The sequence below is a fragment of the Pantoea sp. 18059 genome, from assembly GCF_902706165.1.
Classification (GTDB): Bacteria; Pseudomonadota; Gammaproteobacteria; order Enterobacterales; family Enterobacteriaceae; genus Pantoea; species Pantoea agglomerans.
Genome location: NZ_CACSJS010000005.1, coordinates 101,972 through 119,032 on the forward strand (window position 1 = coordinate 101,972; position 17,061 = coordinate 119,032).

General features: G+C 56.4%; 14 protein-coding genes. 8 read left to right on the plus strand and 6 right to left on the minus strand.

Features of this window, described 5'->3' with window-relative positions; translation table 11 throughout:
- Positions 1 to 40 precede the first annotated feature (40 nt).
- Both ppx and ppk1 read right to left on the minus strand, forming a co-directional pair.
- A complete protein-coding gene (gene ppx / locus GVJ63_RS14565) occupies positions 41 to 1,567 on the minus strand; it encodes an exopolyphosphatase (RefSeq protein ID WP_010260078.1) in 1,527 nt (508 codons plus the stop codon).
- Between the two features lie 5 nt (positions 1,568 to 1,572).
- Complete coding sequence (gene ppk1, locus GVJ63_RS14570; RefSeq protein ID WP_010260075.1) at positions 1,573 to 3,633, minus strand: polyphosphate kinase 1; 2,061 nt, start codon at positions 3,631 to 3,633, stop codon at positions 1,573 to 1,575.
- Positions 3,634 to 3,783: 150 nt separating this feature from the next.
- Between ppk1 and GVJ63_RS14575 the strand changes: the two genes are divergently transcribed.
- Genes GVJ63_RS14575 through pstB form a run of 3 tightly spaced genes read left to right on the plus strand, consistent with a single transcriptional unit; the run spans position 3,784 to position 8,282 of the window.
- A complete protein-coding gene (locus GVJ63_RS14575; RefSeq protein ID WP_124890199.1) occupies positions 3,784 to 5,871 on the plus strand; it encodes an ABC transporter permease subunit in 2,088 nt (695 codons plus the stop codon).
- On the plus strand, positions 5,868 to 7,502 hold the full coding sequence (gene pstA, locus GVJ63_RS14580; RefSeq protein ID WP_124890198.1) for a phosphate ABC transporter permease PstA: 1,635 nt from the start codon (positions 5,868 to 5,870) through the stop codon (positions 7,500 to 7,502). Before GVJ63_RS14575 ends, pstA begins: the two co-directional genes overlap by 4 nt.
- A 12-nt stretch (positions 7,503 to 7,514) precedes the next feature.
- The gene (gene pstB / locus GVJ63_RS14585; protein ID WP_010260068.1) at positions 7,515 to 8,282 is read left to right on the plus strand and encodes a phosphate ABC transporter ATP-binding protein PstB; all 768 of its coding nucleotides are present in this window, start codon (positions 7,515 to 7,517) and stop codon (positions 8,280 to 8,282) included.
- A 109-nt stretch (positions 8,283 to 8,391) separates the two neighbouring features.
- On the opposite strand, the gene purN is transcribed toward pstB, so the two are convergent.
- Both purN and purM read right to left on the minus strand, forming a co-directional pair.
- Positions 8,392 to 9,030 (minus strand): phosphoribosylglycinamide formyltransferase, encoded by a 639-nt coding sequence (gene purN, locus GVJ63_RS14590; protein WP_010671336.1) that lies wholly within the window; start codon positions 9,028 to 9,030, stop codon positions 8,392 to 8,394.
- Positions 9,027 to 10,067 carry a phosphoribosylformylglycinamidine cyclo-ligase gene (gene purM, locus GVJ63_RS14595; RefSeq protein ID WP_010671337.1) on the minus strand — a complete coding sequence of 347 codons (1,041 nt, stop codon included), beginning with the start codon at positions 10,065 to 10,067 and terminating at the stop codon, positions 9,027 to 9,029. Before purM ends, purN begins: the two co-directional genes overlap by 4 nt.
- A 230-nt stretch (positions 10,068 to 10,297) precedes the next feature.
- On the opposite strand from purM, the gene upp reads away from it, so the two are divergent.
- From upp to hda, 3 genes are all read left to right on the plus strand, one after another.
- Positions 10,298 to 10,924 carry a uracil phosphoribosyltransferase gene (gene upp, locus GVJ63_RS14600; RefSeq protein ID WP_009088774.1) on the plus strand — a complete coding sequence of 209 codons (627 nt, stop codon included), beginning with the start codon at positions 10,298 to 10,300 and terminating at the stop codon, positions 10,922 to 10,924.
- Between the two features lie 147 nt (positions 10,925 to 11,071).
- Positions 11,072 to 12,355, plus strand: a complete 1,284-nt coding sequence (gene uraA, locus GVJ63_RS14605; protein WP_010260058.1) for a uracil permease — start codon at positions 11,072 to 11,074, stop codon at positions 12,353 to 12,355.
- A gap of 107 nt (positions 12,356 to 12,462) precedes the next feature.
- Entirely contained in the window at positions 12,463 to 13,164 is a 702-nt protein-coding gene (gene hda / locus GVJ63_RS14610) for a DnaA inactivator Hda (protein ID WP_195719715.1), read from the plus strand.
- Here hda and arsC read toward each other — a convergent pair.
- Positions 13,161 to 13,502 carry an arsenate reductase (glutaredoxin) gene (arsC, locus tag GVJ63_RS14615; RefSeq protein WP_159227057.1) on the minus strand — a complete coding sequence of 114 codons (342 nt, stop codon included), beginning with the start codon at positions 13,500 to 13,502 and terminating at the stop codon, positions 13,161 to 13,163. The two genes, hda and arsC, sit on opposite strands and share 4 nt — an antisense overlap.
- Positions 13,503 to 13,534: 32 nt before the next feature.
- Entirely contained in the window at positions 13,535 to 14,998 is a 1,464-nt protein-coding gene (locus GVJ63_RS14620) for a M48 family metallopeptidase (protein ID WP_010260049.1), read from the minus strand.
- 754 nt (positions 14,999 to 15,752) lie between these two features.
- Between GVJ63_RS14620 and GVJ63_RS14625 the strand changes: the two genes are divergently transcribed.
- Both GVJ63_RS14625 and GVJ63_RS14630 read left to right on the plus strand, forming a co-directional pair.
- Positions 15,753 to 16,358, plus strand: coding sequence for a DsrE family protein (locus GVJ63_RS14625; RefSeq protein WP_010671340.1), 606 nt, complete (start codon positions 15,753 to 15,755; stop codon positions 16,356 to 16,358).
- 31 nt (positions 16,359 to 16,389) lie between these two features.
- Entirely contained in the window at positions 16,390 to 16,998 is a 609-nt protein-coding gene (locus GVJ63_RS14630) for a DsrE family protein (protein ID WP_010671341.1), read from the plus strand.
- Positions 16,999 to 17,061: the final 63 nt, after the last annotated feature.

Genomic DNA, 17,061 nt, shown 5'->3' on the forward strand with positions numbered 1-17,061 from the left:
TTCATCATTTCAGTTAAACGGGCGCCAGGCGCCCGTGTTGTCAGACTTCTTCTTCGAGGATCAGTTTCCATCCCGTGACGTCATTCCAGTAAACCTGCTCCCGTTCAAGATCGAGCTGAACCAGGTTGTTCTGCGTGAAATAGCCCGCCGGGAAGGTCAGCGTCCAGTGGCCATCATCGCATTTCAGGGTTAACGCCTCCGGACGCGTGGTGGCCTGTCGCTGATTATTCAACAGGGTACCCAGGCGAAGCAGGAAGATCAGCGGTACAAACTGCTTTTTCTTGAACAGCGTCACGCGCGGCAGCTCATCAAGCTTTATCGCTTTACGATGGAATCTGACCAGCGCCGCCAGCAGCATCTGCTGATCCTGATTGAAGCCCGGCAGGTTGGTGTTTTGCAGAATATAGGCTGAATGGCGTTGCAGGCCGCTGTGATTGATGGTCAGGCCCACTTCGTGCAGCATCGCCGCCCATTTCAGCAGTGCGGCCAGTTGTGGATTCGCCAGTTTCTGATTCTGCTCGCGCCACTGCAGATAAAGCTGCTCGGTGGTGTCGAGCACGCGTCGTGCCTGATCGCTGTCGATAGCGTAATGGTTCGCCAGACTCTGTGCAGTACGGCTACGAATATCCTGATGGCGGAAACGGCCCTCCATCTCATAGAGCACACCTTCACGCAGCGCACCGTCGGAGAGGCGCAATTCGCGAATGGCCAGCGCATCAAATACGCCGCACAGAATCGCCAGCCCGGGTACAAACACGCCTTTACGCTCTTCCGACAGACCCGGCAGGCTGAGTGCAGCAAAGGATTTGTGTTTCATCACCTCGTCATAAAGCTTTTCGAGGCGCTCAGGCGTAATCAGCTTCTCTTTTTCATCCATCGCCAGCAGCACTTCGCAGGCGGCTTTGATGGTGCCGGACGCGCCCAGCGCATATTGCCAGCCATGCAGACGATATTGCCACGCCAGCGTTTCCAGCTTCTGTGCGGCCGCTAAACGGGCGCGACGGAAGTTTTCACGGCTGATTTCACCTTTCGGGAAATAGAGCTGGGCGAAACTGACGCAACCCATACGTCGGCTCTCAACCAGTTGCGGTTCAAAATCCTCACCAATGACCAGTTCGGTGGAGCCGCCGCCGATATCGATCACCAGCTTGCGGCCTTTCTCCGGCTGGGTGTGTTCAACGCCCATAAAGATCAGGCGAGCCTCTTCATGGCCCGAAATCACCTCGATCGGATAGGGGATCACCTCGGCCGCGCGTTGCAGGAAGGTTTCGGCGTTGACCGCCTCGCGCAGCGTGTGGGTACCGACAATCGTCACGTTGCTTGGACTGAACCCCTGCAGGCGCTCGGCGAACAGGGCCAGGCAGGCTAACCCCCGCTCCATCGCTTCCTCGCTGAGGTTGTGCCGGGCATCCAGCCCGTCAGCCAGATGGACGCGCTGCTTAAGGCGGCCCAGTACCTGCATCGCACCATCGACAACCCGCGCAATCACCATATGGAAACTGTTCGAGCCCAGGTCAATCGCCGCAAACTCCTGGGGTTTTGGCGTACTTTTATGAGAAATTGGCATAGGATTTATTCAGGTTGTTCCAGTTTCTTGATGTAATCATAAATGGCCAGCTGCGATCGCACTTTACGACGATTGCCGCGCTGGACGTAATGGTTACTCAACTCTTTATCGACGATGCGGGCTTTCACCGTATCACTCAACTGAATAGCAATAATGTCGAGTATGCGCTGCCGGATGTGGGGATCGAGAATCGCCACTGCCACTTCGATACGGTAATCAATGTTACGTGTCATCCAGTCAGCGGAGGAGAGGAACACCTTCTTATCGCCGCCATTCTCAAAAATATAGACGCGATCGTGTTCCAGATAACGGTCAACAATACTGATGACACGAATATTTTCACTGATCCCGGGCAAGTCAGGGATTAATGAGCACATTCCGCGCACCAGAAGATTAACCTTCACCCCTACGCTGGAGGCTGTATAAAGCCGATCAACCAGACCTTTGTCCACCAGATTGTTGATTTTCAGAGTAATGCCGCAGGGCTTATTCTGCTGCGCATTAGCAATTTCGGTGTCGATTAGCTCATACAGCATCCGGCGCGAGTTCTGCGGCGAGACCATCAGATGATCGAACGTCACGGGCCGGTAGGGATTCTCAATAAAGTTGAATACCCGACGCACTTCATTGGTGATGCGCGCATCCGCGGTCAGCAACGAGTAATCCGTATAGAGACGCGCGGTTTTCTCGTTAAAGTTGCCGGTACCGATATGCGCGTAGCGCACAATCTCTTCGCCTTCGCGGCGTGAGATCAGGAACAGCTTGGCGTGGATCTTCAGGCCTGGTGCGGAGAAAATGACATGCACGCCCGCTTCAGTCAGGCGTTTCGCCCAGTAAATATTGGCTTCTTCATCAAAGCGCGCCTGCAGCTCCACCACCACCGTGACTTTTTTACCGTTGTAGGCGGCATGGATCATCGCATCCATGATGCGGGAGTGTTTAGCAACGCGGTAGATGTTGATTTTTATCGCCAGCACGCTGGGGTCGAACGACGCCTGACGCAGCAGCTCCAGCACATGCTCAAAGGTGTGGTACGGGTAGTAGAGCAGCACGTCGCGATTGCGAATCGCATCAAAGCCGTTGCGGAAGCCATCAAAGCCGATGTGGCGAATCTGCGGCAGCGGGCGGTTCACCAGGTTATTTTTGCCGACGTTAGGGAAGCCGATAAAGTCTTTGAAGTTGTGGTAGCGGCCGCCTGGCAGGATGGAGTCCAGGTTTGAGATGGAAAGCTTGTGGCACAGCAGCGACACCATCGTGTCTGGCATATCGCGCTGGTAGACGAAACGCACCGGTTCCGCCGTCAGTCGCTGCTTCAGACTGGAGGACATCAGCTCCAGCAGGCTCGACTCCATCTCCGTGACCAGGTCGTACTCGGCGTCACGCGTCATTTTCATTGAATAGGCGTTGAGCGCGTCGTAGTCGTAGAAACCTTTAAAAATGTCATCCAGGCAGTAGCGCAGAATGTTATCCAGCAGGATCATTGGCTTACGGCGGCGCGGTGGCTCTGCCGGTAAATTGATGAAACGCGGGACTTTGTCGGACGGAATTTCCAGCAGCGCATACTGAATATTGTCACCGCGAATGATCTCTACCGCCAGGTAGGTGTAGTCATCTTTAAGGAATTCGGTCAGATCCGTTTCATGGGTGATCAGAATCGGCGAGATATGCTGACGCAGCTCGTGCTTGAAGTAGTGGCGCAGCCACGCCTGCTGATTGGATGAGAGCTGACGTTCGTTGATCAGGAAGATCTGGTTACGTGCCATCTCCAGCAGCAGATCGTTATATAACGCATCAAACTCCTGATCGGACTTCATTACCCGCTGCTGAATTTTCTTAAACAGATGGCGTGGTGTACTGGCGGAACCCTGCTCTTCACCAATCAGAATGCGGCGTTTGAGGTCGGCGAAACGCACTTTATAGAATTCGTCGAGATTGTTGGAGTAGATACCCAGAAAGCGCATCCGCTCAATCAGTGGATTGCTTTTGTCTGCTGCTTCCTGCAAAACCCGTTCATTAAAGGATAACCAGCTTAATTCTTTTTCAATATAAAGCTTTACCTGACCCATTCTCACTCCATTTAGCGGTTGCAGGACTGAAGATCCAGTATCCACCAACATTATGGCGAGAGTATGGCAGCGTTGTCCAACGCCAGGAGTTGTCTTATCAATCGGCTACGGGCAACATAGCGGCTTATTTTGGCCTGCTAGCGGAACCGCATGAGCGCAAACCACATTCCTGTCCAATTCAGCGATCGTAAGCGTCGTGCCGTTGACCGTCTGACACGGCGACTGGTCACCTGCTGTGGCGTGGCGATCCTGCTATTGATGCTGCTGCTCTTCTGCTGGCTGATTGGCGTGGTATTACCGCTGTTTAATGCGCCGGGCCTGCAGATTGCGGCCAGCCAGCAACTCTGGGATCGTGCGCCAGCCTTAGCGATTGGCAATCAGGGGAAGGTCGGCTGGCGCATCAGCGAGCGCGGTGCGGCGCGTTTTATTCCGCTGGATGGTCAGCCTGCGGAACCGGCACTGGCCCTGACCCCGCCGCCCGGGGAGATAGTGCGGAGTGCCGATGAGCAGACGTTACTGCTGAATATGCAGGGTGCGCTGACTCTGATTCAGCCAACCGCCGACCAGCAGTGGCGTTTTCCGCTGGGAGACAAACCGTTTCATCTGCCCGATGGCGCAGTGACGAAGATGGCGCTGGCGACGCGCCATGCGGGTCAGTGGCGTATAGCCGCACTCACTGAGGCCGGACTCCGGGTGCTGACGCTCGGCACCGATCGCCAGGCCTCGGTTATCCCGCTGCCGCAACGCCAGCTGGATCTGCTGGCGCTCTCGCCGTCCGGCGATCTGCTCTACACCACCGAAGGCAATCTGCTGCGGGTCTGGCAACTTGACGATGACCGTGCACTATTGCGCGAAACGCACGCCCTGCCGCAGCGGCCAAAAAGTCTGCATCTGCTGGTGGGCGGCACAAGCCTGCTGATCCAGGATGGCAGCGGCGTCACGCAGTGGTTTGCTATCGCCAGCGAACAGGGGCCGCGCCTGCAGCGCATTCGTACTTTTGCCAACAGCGACGGTGAGACCATTCTGGTGACGGAATCACAACGCCGCGTGTTTGCGACGCTCAGTAAACAGGGGATGCTGCGGCTGTTTGCCAGCAAGCAGGATGGCCCGATACTGCAGCGTCAGCTGGAACCTGGCATTGTGCAGGCGCAGTTTTCGCCACGTGGCGACAGCCTGCTGATTGAACGGGCGGGAAGCTGGCAGACCCTGCGGCTTGATAATCCGTGGCCGGACGTCACCTGGCGCAATTTCTGGCAAAAAATCTGGTATGAAAATTACCCCGGACCGGACTGGATCTGGCAATCGACCGCGGCGGGTGACAGTTATCAGGCCAAGTTCAGCCTGATGCCGATGGTGATGGGTACGCTGAAAGCGGCGAGTTTAGCGCTGCTGTTTGCCACACCGCTGGCGCTGGCGGCGGCGATGTACACCGCCTGGTTTATGGCGCCAGGCCTGCGACGCTGGGTCAAACCGGCCATTGAGATGATGGGTGCGCTGCCAAGCGTAGTGGTGGGGCTGATTGCCGGGATCTGGCTCGCGCCGCATATTGGTCAGGCGCTGGTGGGTGTGCTGCTGCTGCCGCTGACGCTGGCGGGCACGCTGCTGCTGTGCGGCGTATTCAGCGCGCGTTTACCGCCGCGCTGGCGTCAGCCGGGTCATGAAGTGCTGATTCTGCTGCCGCTGTTACTGCTGGTCACGCTGCTGACGCTGTGGCTGCCCACGCTGTTGATACCGGATGCGGGCGACTGGCTGCCGCATTACGAACAGCGCAATCTGCTGGTAGCCGCACTGGCGATGGGCTTTGCGCTGGTACCGCTGATCTTTACCCTCTCTGAGGATGCGCTGTTCAGCGTGCCGGCTGCACTGGGGCAGGGCTCGCTGGCACTGGGCGCGACGCCGTGGCAAACCCTGACCCGCGTCGTGCTGCCGGGTGCTTCCGCCGGTATTTTTGCCGCTCTGATGATTGGTCTGGGGCGTGCCGTAGGAGAAACCATGATTTTGCTGATGGCGACCGGCAACACGCCGCAAAGTGAAGGTGGCCTGTTCAGCGGCCTGCGCGCGCTGTCCGCCAATATCGCCATTGAGATGCCGGAAGCGGCGGCGGGGAGTGCTCATTATCGCGTGCTGTTTCTTAGCGCCCTGATGCTGCTGCTGTTTACGCTGGTGATCAACACGGTTGCCGAGCTGATCCGTCAGCGGCTGCGCCAGCGCTACAGCCAGCACGAGGAGCAGGCATGAAAGCGATGCAACAGAACGATCGCTGGCGCTGGCTAACCGCCGGTGCCGTAGCCGTCTGCCTGCTGGCCTTTACGCTGCTGATTGGGTTACTGGCCTGGCAGGGCGTGCGCGCTTTCTGGCCGCAGCGCGTCGATCTCTACACTTTTAGCCAGCCTGAAGGGGCCGAGACGCGCCTGCTGGGTGAAACCCTGGAACATCAGCGGCGCTTTCCGGCCCCGGCAGATGAGCAGGGCAACAGCGGCGGACAGGTTAATCGTTATCTGATTAAAACCGGTAACCGTGACTGGGACGCACCCGATTTCCGGGTGGTTTACAGTCGCACGGCAGCGCAGGTCAGCCAGCCTGCGGACATCATGGTGCTGCAGCGCCGCAGCCACGGTCAGGCATACGGCTGGTTTGTCGGCCTGCGTGAGGATAATGAAGAGCTGACTGCGCAGGATCCCGATGCACTGCTGCATCAGCGGCTCGGACAGGTGCAGATGCTGGTGCGGCAGGCTAATCAGATTCGCCGGGTCGATATGGCGCGCCTCAACAGCCAGCGTGAGCAGCTTGATGAGCAGGCGGCCACAAACCGTGCTGCCGGGCGCTTTGATCTGCAGGCCGAGTCAGAATATCAGGCCAATCAGGCCGCTTTGCAGCGCCGTTTTAATCAGCTGAGCGAGACACTGGCTTCGCTGCAACAGCAGAGTCAGCGCGATCTGTTAATCCTGCGGGATGTGCATGGCACCGAACATGCGATCCCGCTGACCGAAATCGTTGACAGCTGGAAGCCGAACGCGATGACGCTGACCGGCAAAACGCTGCATTTTCTGCATCAGCTGTGGCGTTTCGTCAGTGATTCACCCGCTGAAGGCGAGAGTGAATCCGGGGCGTTCCCGGCGATCTTTGGCACCGTGCTGATGGTGCTGCTGATGTCGGTGGTCGTGATGCCGCTGGGTGTCATCGCCGCCATCTGGCTGCATGAATATGCCGGACGCAATGCGCTGACCAGAGTGGTGCGCATCGCGGTGGTCAATCTGGCAGGCGTTCCTTCAATCGTCTATGGCGTATTTGGTCTGGGCTTCTTTGTCTGGCTGGTGGGCGGCACGATAGACCAGCTCTTCTTCGCCAGCGCGCTGCCCAATCCCACCTTCGGGACACCTGGTTTGCTGTGGGCGTCGCTGACTCTGGCGCTACTGACGCTGCCGGTGGTGATTGTGGCGACCGAAGAGGGACTATCCCGCATTCCCAACAGCCTGCGGCAGGGTTCGCTGGCGCTGGGCGCGACTCAGGCGGAAACCCTGTGGAACGTGGTGCTGCCGATGGCGGTGCCTGCCATGCTGACCGGCCTGATTCTGGCGGTGGCGCGTGCCGCTGGTGAAACCGCGCCGCTGATGCTGGTTGGCGTGGTAAAAATGGTGCCGGAACTGCCCGTCGACGCGGTGTTTCCTTATCTGCATCTGGATCGCAAATTTATGCATCTGGGCTTCCAGATTTACGATCTGGCGTTTCAGAGTCCGAATATTGAAGCTGACCGGCCGCTGGTGTTCGCCACCGCGCTGCTGCTGGTGCTGATTATTCTGTCGCTTAATCTGCTGGCGATGGGCCTGCGTCACCGTCTGCGTGAACGCTATCGCCTTATGACTCAATAACAGGCTATGACTATGACGTCCGACACGGATATCGCGCTGACCGTTAACCAGCTGTCGCTGTGGTATGGCGAGCGCCAGGCGCTGCAGGCTATTTCGCTGCAGGTGCCGAAAAACAAGATTACCGCGCTGATTGGCCCATCCGGCTGTGGCAAATCGACGCTGCTGCGTTGCTTTAATCGCATGAATGATGTGATTGATCATTGCCGGGTCGAGGGTGAGGTGTTGCTGGGATCGCAGCCGATCCTGCGCCCTGAGCAGGATCTCTCGGCGCTGCGTCGTCGGGTCGGCATGGTGTTTCAGCGCCCCAATCCTTTTCCAAAATCGATCTATGAAAATGTGGTCTACGGGCTGCGTTTACAGGGTGTACGCGATCGGCGGGTGCTGAACGAAGCCTGTGAACGTGCGCTGCGCGCGGCGGCGCTGTGGAGTGAGGTCAAAGATCAGCTGTCACAGAATGCGCTGACGCTCTCTACCGGACAGCAGCAGCGGCTGGTGATTGCCCGCGCCATTGCGATTGAACCGGAAGTTCTGTTGCTGGATGAGCCGACCTCCGCGCTGGATCCCATCTCCACGCTGGTGATTGAAGAGCTGATGACCACGCTCAAGCAGCATTTCACGCTGGTGCTGGTGACGCACAACATGCAGCAGGCTTCTCGCGTGTCAGATTACACCGCGTTTATGCATCAGGGCGCGTTAGTGGAGTTTGATGAGACTGACCGTATCTTTACCGCGCCAAAACAGCGACGGACCGAAGATTATATTACGGGGCGCTACGGTTAAGTCAGTAACGGGAGCAGAGCAGGTTGTTATGTCAGACGGCTCAAAGGTTCCCTGAGCCTTTACCCCGACCGCCAGCACTTCAGGGGAAGCCCCGGCTTCCCCTGTCGCGTCAGTCGTTAGCATAACCCTGCGGCGGCAGCGGTTCGCCATCCAGCCAGGCTTGGCCGTCACGCATCGCCAGACGACCCTCAACAAACCAGCCGATTACCATCGGATAGATGGCATGCTCCTGATGCTGCACCCGCTCCGTAATCTCCGCTTCGCTGTCGCCGGGAAAAACCGGGACTTTTGCCTGCAGGATCACCGGACCCCCATCCAGCTCATCAGTGACGAAATGCACGGAGGTGCCATGTTCGCTATCGCCATTTTCCAGCGCCTGACGATGCGTATGCAGACCCGGATATTTCGGCAACAGGGAAGGGTGGATATTCAGCAGGCGATCGTGAAAATGGGCCACGAACGCGCTGCTGAGAATGCGCATATAACCGGCCAGCACGATCAGGTCTGGACTGTAGGCTTCGATTTCAGCGATGAGCTGGCGATCGAAGGCTTCGCGGTCAGTGAAGTCGCTGGCGGCAAGCGAGTGGGCAGGAATACCTGCCTCCTGCGCCCGCGTAAGGCCATAAGCGGCGGCGCGGTTGCTGAACACGGCAGCCACGCTGCCGTGAATCCGCCCGCTTGCACAGGCGTCAAGGATGGACTGAAGGTTACTTCCGTTGCCGGAAATCAGTACAACCAGCTTTTTCATCCGTTGATGACCACACGCTCTTCGGCATCAGACGCTTTAATTACGCCGAGCTTCCAGGCTTTCTCGCCCGCAGCCTGCATCAGCGCAATCGCGTTGTCCGCGTCTGCCGGACTCAGGGCGATGATCATGCCGACGCCGCAGTTAAAGGTGCGGTACATCTCGAAACGGCTGACGTTGCCTGCCTGCTGTAACCAGCTGAAGACGGCCGGCCATTGCCAGCTCTTCTCGTCGATGACGGCCTGAGTGTTGTCGGGCAGCACGCGCGGAATATTCTCCCAGAAGCCGCCGCCGGTCAGGTGTGCGATAGCGTGCACATCGACCTGCTCAATCAGGCTCAGGATATTTTTCACGTAGATGCGGGTCGGTTCCAGCAGATGATCGGCCAGCGGTTTGCCTTCCAGCTGTTCAGCCAGCGGATCGGTGTTGCTGACTTCCAGAATCTTACGCACCAGCGAATAGCCGTTGGAGTGCGGGCCGCTGGAGCCGAGGGCGATAAGTACGTCGCCATCCTGCACCTTGCTGCCATCAATGATCTCTGACTTTTCCACCACGCCAACACAGAAACCGGCCACATCGTAATCTTCACCGTGATACATGCCTGGCATCTCAGCGGTTTCACCGCCCACCAGCGCACAACCCGACTGCAGACAACCTTCGGCGATGCCGGTGATCACCGCAGAGGCGGTATCCACATCCAGTTTGCCGGTAGCGTAGTAGTCGAGGAAGAAGAGGGGCTCGGCGCCCTGTACTACCAGGTCGTTGACGCACATCGCCACCAGGTCAACACCAATGGCATCGTGACGTTTGAGATCCATCGCCAGACGCAGCTTGGTGCCAACGCCATCGGTGCCGGAGACCAGCACCGGTTCACGGTATTTTTGCGGCAGCGCGCAAAGCGCACCAAAACCGCCCAGTCCACCCATCACTTCCGGGCGACGCGTCTTTTTCACTACGCCTTTAATACGGTCAACCAGAGCGTTACCAGCATCAATATCAACACCGGCGTCTTTGTAACTGAGAGAGGTTTTGTCGGTCACTGCGAGGTCCCCACGCGAGTTGCGGTTGGTGGTTTAAAATAAAGCGCGGCAATTCTATCAGTGCAGGCAAACGTTTGCGAGTCCGGGATTGCGCATCGGGCGATTTTCATTAATCCTCTATTTGTCCCGGTAAAACCCGCGGCTTTGCGCAAGAGCAGGTGGCGCGGAGCGTAAAAGGCGGTATAATCCCGCGATTTTTTTTTAGCTCAACTCATTCCGGGAGAACACCAATGAAGATCGTGGAAGTCAGACACCCGCTGGTCAAACATAAACTGGGCTTGATGCGTGAGCATGATATCAGTACAAAGCGTTTTCGCGAGCTGGCGTCTGAAGTGGGCAGCCTGCTGACCTACGAAGCGACCGCCGATCTGGAAACAGAGCGCGTAACCATTGAGGGCTGGAATGGCCCGGTAGAGATCGATCAGATCAAAGGCAAAAAAATCACGGTGGTGCCGATTCTGCGTGCCGGCCTGGGCATGATGGAAGGGGTGCTGGAGCACGTTCCCAGCGCCCGTATCAGCGTGGTGGGTGTTTACCGTGATGAAGAGACACTGGAGCCGGTTCCCTATTTCCAGAAGCTGGTCTCTAACATCGAAGAGCGCCTGGCGCTGGTTGTCGATCCTATGCTGGCGACTGGCGGTTCCATGATCGCCACCATCGACCTGCTGAAGAAAGCGGGCTGCACCAGCATTAAAGTGCTGGTACTGGTTGCCGCACCAGAAGGGATTGCCGCGCTGGAGAAAGCGCATCCTGACGTTGAGCTTTACACCGCGTCAGTGGATCAGGGACTGAATGAGAAGGGTTACATCATTCCCGGGCTCGGCGATGCCGGGGACAAGATTTTCGGAACCAAATAAATCGCATAGCCGACCAGAGAGTCGGCTTTTTTTTGGCAAAAAAAAGATCCCCGAACGGGTTCGGTGTGGCTGCGAGGCTCACCGGCGTGCCTGCTGCTGTGCCAGAGGCGCGCGCCCTGGGGGATAAATAACACAAGGGGATAAATGATGACTCGTCGCGCCATTGGCGTCAGTGAACGACCGCCGTTACTGCAAACCATTCCACTCAGCCTGCAACACCTGTTCGCCATGTTTGGTGCCACGGTACTGGTACCGATTCTGTTCCACATCAACCCGGCGACGGTGCTGTTATTTAACGGCGTAGGCACGCTGATCTACCTCTTTATCTGTAAAGGCAAAATTCCCGCTTACCTGGGTTCCAGTTTTGCCTTTATCTCGCCGGTACTGCTATTGCTGCCGCTGGGTTATGAGGTCGCGCTGGGCGGATTTATCCTGTGCGGCGTGCTGTTCTGTCTGGTGGCGCTGATTGTCAAACGCGCGGGCACCGGCTGGCTCGATGTGATGTTTCCCCCGGCGGCGATGGGCGCGATTGTCGCCGTCATCGGTCTGGAGCTGGCAGGGGTAGCCGCTAATATGGCGGGTTTGCTGCCTGCGGAAGGCAGTGCGCCCGACAGTACAACCGTGCTGATTTCGCTGGTCACGCTGGCAGTGACGGTATTCGGTTCCGTGCTGTTTCGTGGCTTCCTGGCGATCATCCCGATTCTGGTCGGGGTGGTAGCGGGTTATCTGCTCTCTGCATTTATGGGCATTGTTGACTGGAGCGGCGTGATCAAAGCCCCCTGGTTTGCGCTGCCAACCTTCTATACCCCGCGCTTTGAGTGGGTGGCGATGCTGACGATCCTGCCTGCGGCGCTGGTGGTGATTGCCGAGCATATCGGTCATCTGGTGGTCACCGCCAACATCGTAAAGAAAGATCTGATTCGCGACCCTGGCCTGCATCGTTCGATGTTCGCCAACGGCTTATCAACGGTCATCTCCGGCTTCTTTGGTTCAACGCCTAACACCACCTACGGCGAAAACATCGGTGTGATGGCGATTACCCGCGTCTACAGTACCTGGGTCATTGGCGGCGCGGCGATTCTGGCGATCCTGCTCTCCTGTGTCGGCAAACTGGCGGCGGTGATCCAGGCGATCCCGGTACCGGTGATGGGCGGCGTGTCGCTGCTGCTGTATGGCGTGATCGGCGCATCCGGTATCCGGGTGTTGATCGAATCCAAGGTCGATTACAACAAAGCGCAAAATCTGATCCTGACCTCGGTGATCCTGATCATCGGCGTCAGCGGTGCGAAGGTGCATATCGGTGCTGCAGAGCTGAAAGGCATGGCGCTGGCGACAATCGTAGGGGTTGGATTAGCGCTGATCTTCCGTGTGATCTCGCTGCTGCGTCCGGAAGAAGTGGTGCTGGAGGCTGAAGAATCGCGCGAGCCGTGATCGCAGCAAGCCTGACAGGATCGGGGCAGGGACGCCCCATTCATCTCTTTCTGAAAACTGTGTTAGACTTCCCCCGATTTTTTGCTTGTTCTCTTGCTGAGGTGCTTCTGAACACGCCGGCACAATTGTCATTGCCACTCTATTTACCTGACGATGAAACCTTCTCCAGCTTCTGGCCGGGGGAAAACCCGTCGCTGATTGCCGCGCTGAAAGGCGCTCTCAACCAACAACATGGCAGCTATCTCTACTTCTGGTCACGCGAAGGCGGAGGGCGGAGCCATTTGCTGCACGCCGCGTGCGCCGAGATGTCAGCGCGCAGCGAAGCGGTCGGTTACGTTCCGCTGGATAAACGCACCTGGTTTGTACCGGAAGTACTGGAAGGGATGGAGCAGCTGTCACTGGTCTGCATCGATAACATCGAGTGCATTGCAGGCGAGCCTGAATGGGAAATGGCGATCTTCGATCTCTATAACCGTATTCTGGAAACCGGCAATACGCGGCTGTTTATTACCGGCGATCGTCCACCACGCCAGCTTAATCTGCAACTGCCCGATCTCGCCTCGCGGCTTGACTGGGGACAGATCTATCGCCTGCAGCCTCTCTCCGACGAAGATAAATTACAGGCGCTGCAACTGCGCGCCGGGTTACGCGGATTTGAGCTGCCGGAAGATGTGGGACGCTTCCTGCTGAAGCGACTGGATCGTGAAATGCGCACCCTGTTTGATACGCTGGATCGGCTTGATCGCGCCTCGATCAGCGCCCAGCGTAAACTCACCATTCCGTTTGTGAAAGAGACACTCGGCCTTTAAAACAGGTCGAGCACCGCTTCGGGCGGACGCCCGATCCGCGCCTTGTCGCCATTGATCACTATCGGCCTTTCAATCAGCACCGGATGTTCCACCAGCGCATCCAGCAGCGCACTTTCGCTTTTGTCGCTGAGTGCCAGTTCGCTATAGATCGCCTCTTTAGTCCGCATCAACTGCTGTGCGCTCTGCATTCCCAGTTTCTGTAACAGGATTTGTAGCGTCTCGCGATCGGGCGGCGTTTGCAGATAGAGCACCACTTCCGGCTCTATCCCGTGGGCGTTCAGCAGCGCCAGCGTCTCGCGGCTCTTGCTGCAGCGCGGGTTGTGGTAAATCGTCACCATCTCAGACTCTCCTTTATTCGCAGCGTGAATGCTCAGCCTTTCTGATATTGCTTAAAGCGCTGTTGTAACTGGCGCAGCTGATCGATACGGGCATCGTAGCGCGCCTGTTTCAGGCTGCCGAGCGGCACCTGTGCGCTGGCGCTGCCAAGCGCGGTGATCGCCTGATCGAGCTGGCCATTCAGCGCCAGACTCTCTGCCCGCGCCGATAACTCTTCATCATTCAGTCCCTGCTGTGCAGACGCCTGGGCCAGCAAATCCCAGCCGTTGGGATCATCTTTATTAGCCCAGGTGTAGCGATTCAGAATGCGGCTGGCATTGGCATACTGTTTCGCTTCAACGTAGGCATTGGCCAGGTTGAGCTGCACCACAGGGCTGTTTTTTGCACTGGTGGCGGCGCTGAGCAGGGCGATCGCCTGTTGTGGCTGATTCAGGCCGATATCGATGTCCGACATAAGATCCAGGAACCAGACGTTATTCGGCTGTTTCGCCAGCAGCGGCGTCATAATCCGCTTCGCATCGGCAAAGCTTTTCGCCTGCAAAAACTGTATGGCTTTGCCATATTGTGACGCCAGCTGCTCACGAGAATTGCCGCTGGCATACTGGCTCAGCAGTTCGTCGGTGAGCTGATTACGCCCGGTGGAGTACATGCCCAGTGAACGCACCTTTGCCAGATAGAAATCTTCTGTAGATTGCACCACCACCGGCCGCATCTGGTTAGCGCGGTTGCGGGCATCCGCCAGACGGCTATCAGGCAGGGGATGCGTCAGCAGAATTTCAGGAGGCTTCGAAGAGAAGCGGCTCTGATCGGCCAGCTTCTGTAAAAAGTTCGGCATCGCCTGAGGATCAAACCCGGCGCGCTGCAGTACCTGAATTCCGATGCGGTCGGCTTCCTGCTCATTACCCTGGGTAAAACTGATAATTCCCTGCTGAGTTCCCGCCAGGGTGCCGGTCAGTGCTGCCATGCCCGCCTGCGGATTGGCCATTGCCAGCAGAATAGAGCCCAGCGCACCGACCCATGTTAGTGGCGCATTGCGCTTCTGATCTTCCATTGCGCGCGCCAGATGGCGCTGGGTAACGTGTGAGATCTCATGCGCCATTACTGACGCCAGCTGGCTTTCATTTTCGGTATAGCGGAACAGCGCTGAGTGCAGCACCACGTTGCCACCAAAAAAGGCAAAGGCGTTGAGCTCATCGTTCTGAATCAGAAAGAAGTGGAACGGGGTTTTCACTGAGTCGGCGTGCGACACCAGTCGCTGACCCAGCTGATTAATATACTGATTAAGCAGCGGATCGTTGATCAGCGGCGCACTGGCACGCAGCTGGCGCACATAAAAGTCGCCCATCTGCAGTTCCTGATTAATCGACAGCGTCGAACCGGCCGTAGTGCCAATATCGGGAAGTGAATCACTGACATCGGCGTAAGCAGGTGACAGAGTAGTGAAAATGAGCGTCGGAAGGAGCGCGGCGATCAGCGTTTTCTTTAACCGGTTCAACATGCCTTAATCCTGTAGAGAGGCCCTGAAAATGGACAGGTGCGCAGCGGGAATGTTCCATTTTTCGCAGATAACGACGGTTCGTGACTATCTTAACCAGAGCATCAAAAGAATGAAATGTCGTTTTCTGGCAAACGACCAACGTAATTTGTGCAAGATCGCCCATTTTGACGAAAAAAATTGAACGTCCTGCCAACTTAAACCGCGGTTAAACGAATAAAAACCGGCGGAGTATCGCCGGGTTTGTGAGCGGTTAAGTAATGCCTTATTCATTTATTCCCAATGCGCTTCGGCAGAATAAAGCAGAATCTGCTGCCGCGCAGATTTAGCCTGTGAGCGGATTTTTTTAAAGTTATGTAAATTCACTCAAAAAAACTGACTATGGCATGAGTTTTTCCAGGTCTACTCTGAAAAAATAGCCCTCTCTGAGCCGTGAATCTCCTCTTCGCCATTGATAAATTAAATCGTAGCTCCCGCCTTTATCCTGCTTATTCCAGCTACGCCTGGCTGTTATTTATTGCTGTTAATGTCACAGGAAGTGAAAAGAGCACAAAGAGTCAGGTCCATTCTGATTAAGACCTTTTTTTCCTCATAATGAAACTTTTCGATTAATACGGAAGGTGAATAATTTCAGCAGTTATCAGCCGCGCGCTGACCTGAATTTACGCAGGCGAGAATTATGCCTGCGCTGTGATATAGATAGCCGACCTGATTCAGTCCTGAATCTGCCAGCCATTATTTGCCGGAGAGAAGTGTTATGCGTTCAGTTGTTTCATACGCGTTAATCGCCATTATTGGCGGAGTCGTTGGCGCGGCTGTCACACAGAGTGGCGAGATTTATGACAAAGTGACACGCCATTTTGCAACCGAGCCACAGGAAGCCCCGGGATTCTGGAGCACACCAGCGATTGAAGGTTACGGCAAAATTCATTATGAGCCCGACGCCGCGTTTAAACCGGTGGCGGGCCTGAGCAATAAAATTGTTTTCCAGATTACCCGAAGCGATGGCGCGATGACCGCGCCTAATCTGGGACTGGAGCGTGTGGCGCGCGTGGTGAATTTATATATCGCCTCCGGCATTCCGGCCGATCAGCTGAAGTTTGTCGTTTCGGTCACCGGCGATGCGACGCCCGCCATGCTGGATAATGCCCATTTTAAAAAGTTTTATGGCATCGAAAATCCAAACCTGAAGCTGATTAATGAGCTGAATCAGGCGGGCGTGAAAGTCTCGGTCTGCGATCAGTCCGTGGCATTCCATCACTATCCCAATAACTGGATTGATAAATCTGTAGTCCATGCGCTTTCCAGTCCGACCACCGTATCAACCCTGCAAAACCAGGGATACGCGTGGCTGGCAATGTAATTAATGTTTTAAACGATCGGGAGAAGAGTTAATGCGTCCAGCAGCTTTAGTGGTGATGGCAGCCGTAGCGGGATTTATCGGAGGCAATGTTTTACAGTTGCCGGAATTATTCGATAAGGTCAGCGGAAAAATGGCGGATAATAAATCCGAACCTGCTGATTTCTGGAGTACGCCAGCGATTGAAGGCTACGGAAAAATACATTATGTCGATACGCCTGCATTTAAACCCGGCACGACAGCGGGCCTGAGTAATAAAATAGTATTCCAGATCAACCGCAGTGAAGGGGATATTCGTAAGCCGAATCTCGGTCTGGAGCGCGTAGCGCGCGTCACCAACCTCTATTATGCGGCAGGTGTGCCACTCGACCAGCTGAAATTTGTGGTGTCAATTAACGGCGACGCGGTTTCATCAGCGCTGAATAATGACCAGTTCAGCAAAGCCTACGGCGTCGATAACCCGAACCTGAAGCTGATCAGCGAGCTGAAAAAAGCGGGCGTTCAGGTCACTATCTGCGATCAGTCAGTGGCGTTTCATCAGCTTGAGCGCAACTGGATCGACCCGATGGTCACTCACACTATCTCCAGCGGCACCACCGTTGCGACCCTGGAAAACAGCGGTTACGCCTTCCTGATGCTTTAATTCCCTCACAGCGGCGTCACTGCCGCTGTCACCTGCCCGTCAAATTCCTGTGATGCCCCTGTC

Excerpts from the sequence above, each read along its gene's own strand:
- upp (WP_009088774.1), top strand. The coding sequence starts at position 10,298 with ATGAAGATCGTGGAAGTCAGACACCCGCTGGTCAAACATAAACTGGGC.
- uraA (WP_010260058.1), top strand. The coding sequence starts at position 11,072 with ATGACTCGTCGCGCCATTGGCGTCAGTGAACGACCGCCGTTACTGCAA.
- ppx (WP_010260078.1), bottom strand. The coding sequence starts at position 1,567 with ATGCCAATTTCTCATAAAAGTACGCCAAAACCCCAGGAGTTTGCGGCG.
- pstB (WP_010260068.1), top strand. The coding sequence starts at position 7,515 with ATGACGTCCGACACGGATATCGCGCTGACCGTTAACCAGCTGTCGCTG.
- GVJ63_RS14625 (WP_010671340.1), top strand. The coding sequence starts at position 15,753 with ATGCGTTCAGTTGTTTCATACGCGTTAATCGCCATTATTGGCGGAGTC.
- purN (WP_010671336.1), bottom strand. The coding sequence starts at position 9,030 with ATGAAAAAGCTGGTTGTACTGATTTCCGGCAACGGAAGTAACCTTCAG.
- GVJ63_RS14575 (WP_124890199.1), top strand. The coding sequence starts at position 3,784 with ATGAGCGCAAACCACATTCCTGTCCAATTCAGCGATCGTAAGCGTCGT.
- GVJ63_RS14630 (WP_010671341.1), top strand. The coding sequence starts at position 16,390 with ATGCGTCCAGCAGCTTTAGTGGTGATGGCAGCCGTAGCGGGATTTATC.
- arsC (WP_159227057.1), bottom strand. The coding sequence starts at position 13,502 with ATGGTGACGATTTACCACAACCCGCGCTGCAGCAAGAGCCGCGAGACG.
- ppk1 (WP_010260075.1), bottom strand. The coding sequence starts at position 3,633 with ATGGGTCAGGTAAAGCTTTATATTGAAAAAGAATTAAGCTGGTTATCC.
- pstA (WP_124890198.1), top strand. The coding sequence starts at position 5,868 with ATGAAAGCGATGCAACAGAACGATCGCTGGCGCTGGCTAACCGCCGGT.
- GVJ63_RS14620 (WP_010260049.1), bottom strand. The coding sequence starts at position 14,998 with ATGTTGAACCGGTTAAAGAAAACGCTGATCGCCGCGCTCCTTCCGACG.